This window comes from Bacillus sp. PS237 (assembly GCF_037963345.1).
GTDB classification, from domain to species: domain Bacteria; phylum Bacillota; class Bacilli; order Bacillales; family Bacillaceae; genus Bacillus; species Bacillus subtilis.
Window position 1 is genome coordinate 1769601 of record NZ_CP150156.1, and the last position, 4387, is coordinate 1773987.

The 4387-nt window shown below is 45.4% G+C and carries 5 protein-coding genes; all 5 read left to right on the forward strand.

The features are described 5' to 3' along the window. The first annotated feature begins 50 nt into the window (after positions 1-50). Genes NST22_RS09185 through NST22_RS09205 form a run of 5 tightly spaced genes read left to right on the forward strand, consistent with a single transcriptional unit; the run spans position 51 to position 4343 of the window. A complete protein-coding gene (locus NST22_RS09185) occupies positions 51-299 on the forward strand; it encodes an acyl carrier protein (protein ID WP_003231809.1) in 249 nt (82 codons plus the stop codon). Then, positions 277-1524, forward strand: a complete 1248-nt coding sequence (gene pksF / locus NST22_RS09190; protein WP_003245287.1) for a polyketide biosynthesis malonyl-ACP decarboxylase PksF — start codon at positions 277-279, stop codon at positions 1522-1524. Before NST22_RS09185 ends, pksF begins: the two co-directional genes overlap by 23 nt. Next, positions 1525-2787 carry a polyketide biosynthesis 3-hydroxy-3-methylglutaryl-ACP synthase PksG gene (gene pksG / locus NST22_RS09195; protein ID WP_003231805.1) on the forward strand — a complete coding sequence of 421 codons (1263 nt, stop codon included), beginning with the start codon at positions 1525-1527 and terminating at the stop codon, positions 2785-2787. Then, positions 2775-3554: an enoyl-CoA hydratase/isomerase gene (locus tag NST22_RS09200; RefSeq protein WP_010886512.1), complete on the forward strand. Its 780-nt coding sequence runs from the start codon at positions 2775-2777 to the stop codon at positions 3552-3554. The genes pksG and NST22_RS09200 overlap by 13 nt, the downstream gene beginning before the upstream one ends. Before the next feature lie 39 nt (positions 3555-3593). Continuing rightward, the gene (locus tag NST22_RS09205) at positions 3594-4343 is read left to right on the forward strand and encodes a polyketide synthase (protein WP_003231800.1); all 750 of its coding nucleotides are present in this window, start codon (positions 3594-3596) and stop codon (positions 4341-4343) included. Positions 4344-4387: the final 44 nt, after the last annotated feature.

A 4387-nucleotide genomic window follows, 5' to 3' on the forward strand; every position in this document is an offset into this window, starting at 1 on the left:
ATATACCTATAAAAATCATTAAAATAATCCCTTGAAGGAGAGAGCGCATTATGGATAAACAGAGAATCTTTGAAGTATTAATCACCAATATTTGCGAGGTGCTTCCTGAATTAGACGGACACAGATTTGAGCCTGAAGATCAGTTAGTTGAGCTAGGAGCTGACTCTGTAGACAGAGCTGAAATTATCACGATGGTGCTAGAGGATTTATCGTTAAAAATCCCTCGCATTGAGCTATCCGGGGTGAAAAACATCGGTGAATTAGCTGAGGTGCTTTATGACAAAGTGCAATCTGCCTGAGGTGGTGGTGACCGGTGTAGGCGTTACGGCCTCTATCGGTCAAGGGAAAGAGGACTTTGCTTCCTCGCTGCTGTCCGGCAGACATGCCTTTGATGTCATGAAGCGTTCAGGCAGACAAAAAGACAGCCGGTTTATCGGAGCCGAAATTGCGTCATTGTCTTATCCTGACCGACTCTCTAAAAAAATGTTGCGAAAAGCATCATTCTCCAGCCGCGCTGCATTGGTAACTCTCACAGAGGCTTGGGAGGAGGCTGAATTGGACGATGCAGATTCCTCACGTATCGGACTGGTTGTTGGCGGATCAAATTTTCAACAGAGAGAAAACTTTGAAGTTTATGAAAGGTATCAAGACCGCTCCGGTTTTATTTCTCCGGCGTATGGTCTGTCTTTCATGGACAGCGATCTTTGCGGGATATGTACAGATCAGTTTGGCATCACGGGATTAGCATATACGGTGGGAGGAGCTTCGGCCAGCGGCCAGTTAGCAGTCATTCATGCGATTCAGCAAGTCCTGTCAGGCGAAGTTGATACTTGCATAGCACTTGGTGCTTTAATGGATCTTTCTTATATGGAATGCGAGGCGCTAAGGGCTTTAGGCGCTATGGGGACGGACAAATATGCTGATGAACCTGAAAATGCGTGCCGTCCCTTCGATCAAAACAGAGACGGGTTTATCTATGGAGAATCGTGCGGTGCATTGGTAATAGAACGAAAGGAGACGGCTTTACGAAGAGGTCTAAAACCTTATGCAGCATTGTCTGGCTGGTCAATCAAACTGGACGGAAACCGGAATCCTGATCCTTCATTAGAAGGAGAGATTCATGTCATCCAGAAGGCACTGGAGCGTGCCAGGCTTTTACCAGAAGATATTGATTATATTAATCCTCATGGAACAGGCTCTTTTATTGGAGATGAAATAGAATTAAAGGCGCTCCGTGCATGCCGGCTTTCCCATGCTTATATCAATGCAACAAAATCGATAACCGGACACGGGCTTAGTGCGGCGGGCATCGTAGAGATTATTTCTGTTTTGCTGCAAATGAAAAAATCTGCCCTGCATCCGAGCAGGAATTTGGATCATCCAATCGATGATTCCTTTCATTGGGTAAATGAGAAATCGATTTCATACCGCATCAAAAATGCGCTGAGCTTAAGCATGGGGTTTGGCGGAATGAACACCGCGGTTTGTATACAAAACATTGAGAAATGTGGAGGCGAATCATAAATGGTTTCAGCCGGAATAGAAGCGATGAATGTCTTTGGCGGAACGGCATACCTTGATGTCATGGAGCTGGCCAAATACAGACACTTAGATACTGCGAGATTTGAAAATTTATTAATGAAAGAAAAAGCGGTAGCACTGCCTTATGAAGATCCCGTGACCTTCGGAGTCAATGCAGCTAAGCCGATTATTGATGCTTTATCTGAAGCAGAGAAGGACCGGATTGAATTGCTGATCACTTGCTCTGAATCCGGGATCGACTTTGGGAAATCGTTAAGTACATATATCCATGAATATTTAGGTCTCAACCGCAACTGCCGTTTGTTTGAGGTTAAACAGGCGTGTTATTCAGGGACAGCGGGATTTCAGATGGCGGTGAATTTTATATTATCCCAGACTTCTCCGGGTGCCAAAGCACTGGTTATCGCCAGTGATATTTCACGTTTTTTAATCGCTGAGGGCGGAGACGCTTTAAGCGAAGATTGGTCTTATGCGGAACCGAGCGCCGGAGCGGGAGCGGTGGCCGTTTTAGTTGGCGAAAATCCCGAGGTGTTTCAAATAGATCCCGGAGCAAATGGTTATTACGGCTATGAAGTGATGGACACGTGCCGCCCCATTCCCGACAGTGAAGCGGGAGATTCTGATCTGTCTTTAATGTCATATTTGGATTGCTGCGAACAGACTTTTCTGGAATATCAAAAGCGTGTACCGGGTGCCAATTATCAGGACACGTTTCAATATCTTGCTTACCATACGCCCTTTGGCGGGATGGTGAAAGGTGCGCACCGGACAATGATGCGTAAGGTAGCGAAGGTGAAAACATCCGGGATTGAGACGGATTTTTTAACTCGGGTAAAACCAGGTTTAAACTACTGTCAACGGGTTGGAAATATTATGGGGGCAGCCTTGTTTCTGGCATTGGCCAGCACGATAGACCAAGGGAGATTTGATACGCCTAAACGAATTGGCTGTTTTTCCTACGGATCCGGCTGCTGTTCTGAATTTTACAGCGGAATTACAACTCCGCAAGGCCAGGAGCGTCAGCGAACATTTGGTATTGAGAAGCATTTGGATCGCCGGTATCAGCTCTCCATGGAAGAGTATGAGCTATTGTTTAAGGGGAGCGGGATGGTGCGGTTTGGGACGCGCAATGTAAAGCTGGACTTTGAGATGATACCGGGCATCATGCAGTCCACTCAAGAGAAGCCGCGCTTGTTTTTAGAAGAAATTTCTGAGTTTCATCGGAAGTACAGGTGGATCTCGTGACCTATCAAACGATAAAGGTCCGCTTTCAAGCATCGGTTTGCTATATTACCTTTCACCGTCCTGAAGCGAATAATACGATTAATGACACGCTGATAGAAGAATGCTTGCAAGTGTTAAACCAATGTGAAACATCAACGGTGACGGTTGTCGTTTTAGAGGGGCTTCCCGAGGTGTTTTGTTTCGGAGCGGATTTTCAAGAAATCTATCAGGAAATGAAAAGGGGCAGAAAACAGGCAAGCTCCCAAGAGCCTCTCTATGATTTGTGGATGAAATTGCAGACCGGCCCTTATGTCACGATTTCGCATGTCAGGGGAAAAGTGAATGCCGGCGGTCTTGGATTTGTATCTGCCACAGATATTGCCATTGCTGATCAGACGGCGTCATTCAGTCTCTCTGAGCTGCTATTCGGCCTGTACCCTGCTTGTGTTTTACCGTTTCTGATCCGCCGTATCGGCCGGCAGAAAGCGCATTATATGACGCTTATGACAAAGCCGATTTCCGTTCAGGAAGCCAGTGAATGGGGGTTAATAGATGCTTTTGATGCTGAAAGTGACGTGCTGCTGAGAAAGCATTTATTGCGTTTGCGGAGGCTGAATAAAAAAGGAATCGCACATTATAAACAGTTTATGAGCTCACTTGATCATCAAGTCAGTCGTGCGAAAGCCACCGCTTTAACTGCAAATCAAGACATGTTTTCTGATCCTCAAAACCAAATGGGAATCATCAGGTATGTTGAAACAGGACAATTCCCATGGGAGGATCAGTAACCGTTTAAAAATGACAATCAGAACCGTTAGGAGGACATCATGACGCATTCTGTTGTAGAGCTTATCGAAATTGAATCCGCCATTATTCAGGTAAAGATGCAAGATCGCACTCATAAAAACGCGTTTTCACAAGAACTTACAGACGATTTAATTCAAGCGTTTGAATACATACGGCAGAATCCCAAATACAAAGCGGTCATTTTGACAGGATATGATAATTATTTTGCTTCAGGAGGAACGCAAGAAGGACTGCTTCGAATTCAACAGGGATTGACCAAGTTCACTGATGACAATCTTTATTCTCTGGCGCTGGATTGCGAGATTCCAGTTATTGCGGCAATGCAGGGCCATGGAATTGGAGGCGGCTTTGTCATGGGGCTCTTTGCTGACATTGTCATTCTGAGCAGAGAAAGCGTGTATACGGCTAATTTTATGAAATACGGATTTACGCCTGGAATGGGCGCTACCTTTATCGTTCCTAAAAAACTGGGTTTCAGCCTGGCCCAGGAAATATTATTGAATGCGGGCAGCTACCGCGGAGCTGATCTTGAAAAAAGAGGGGTTCCTTTTAAGGTGCTGCCCCGTGCAGAAGTGTTAGATTATGCAGTGGAGCTGGCGCAAGAACTGGCGGAAAAGCCGAGAAACTCACTGGTTACACTGAAAGATCATTTGGTTGCCCCGCTTCGCGATCAGCTGCCGCGCGTCATTGAACAGGAATTGATGATGCATGAGAAAACATTTCATCATGAAGAAGTCAAAAGTAGAATCAAAGGTTTATATGGTAATTAACTGAAAATATATATAAATTTTGCAGGTGAAATGGAGGCAGCGTG

What these genes read in the sequence shown, in the direction of transcription:
- NST22_RS09185 (WP_003231809.1), top strand. Translation starts at nt 51, where the DNA reads ATGGATAAACAGAGAATCTTTGAAGTATTAATCACCAATATTTGCGAG.
- pksG (WP_003231805.1), top strand. Translation starts at nt 1,525, where the DNA reads ATGGTTTCAGCCGGAATAGAAGCGATGAATGTCTTTGGCGGAACGGCA.
- NST22_RS09205 (WP_003231800.1), top strand. Translation starts at nt 3,594, where the DNA reads ATGACGCATTCTGTTGTAGAGCTTATCGAAATTGAATCCGCCATTATT.
- pksF (WP_003245287.1), top strand. Translation starts at nt 277, where the DNA reads ATGACAAAGTGCAATCTGCCTGAGGTGGTGGTGACCGGTGTAGGCGTT.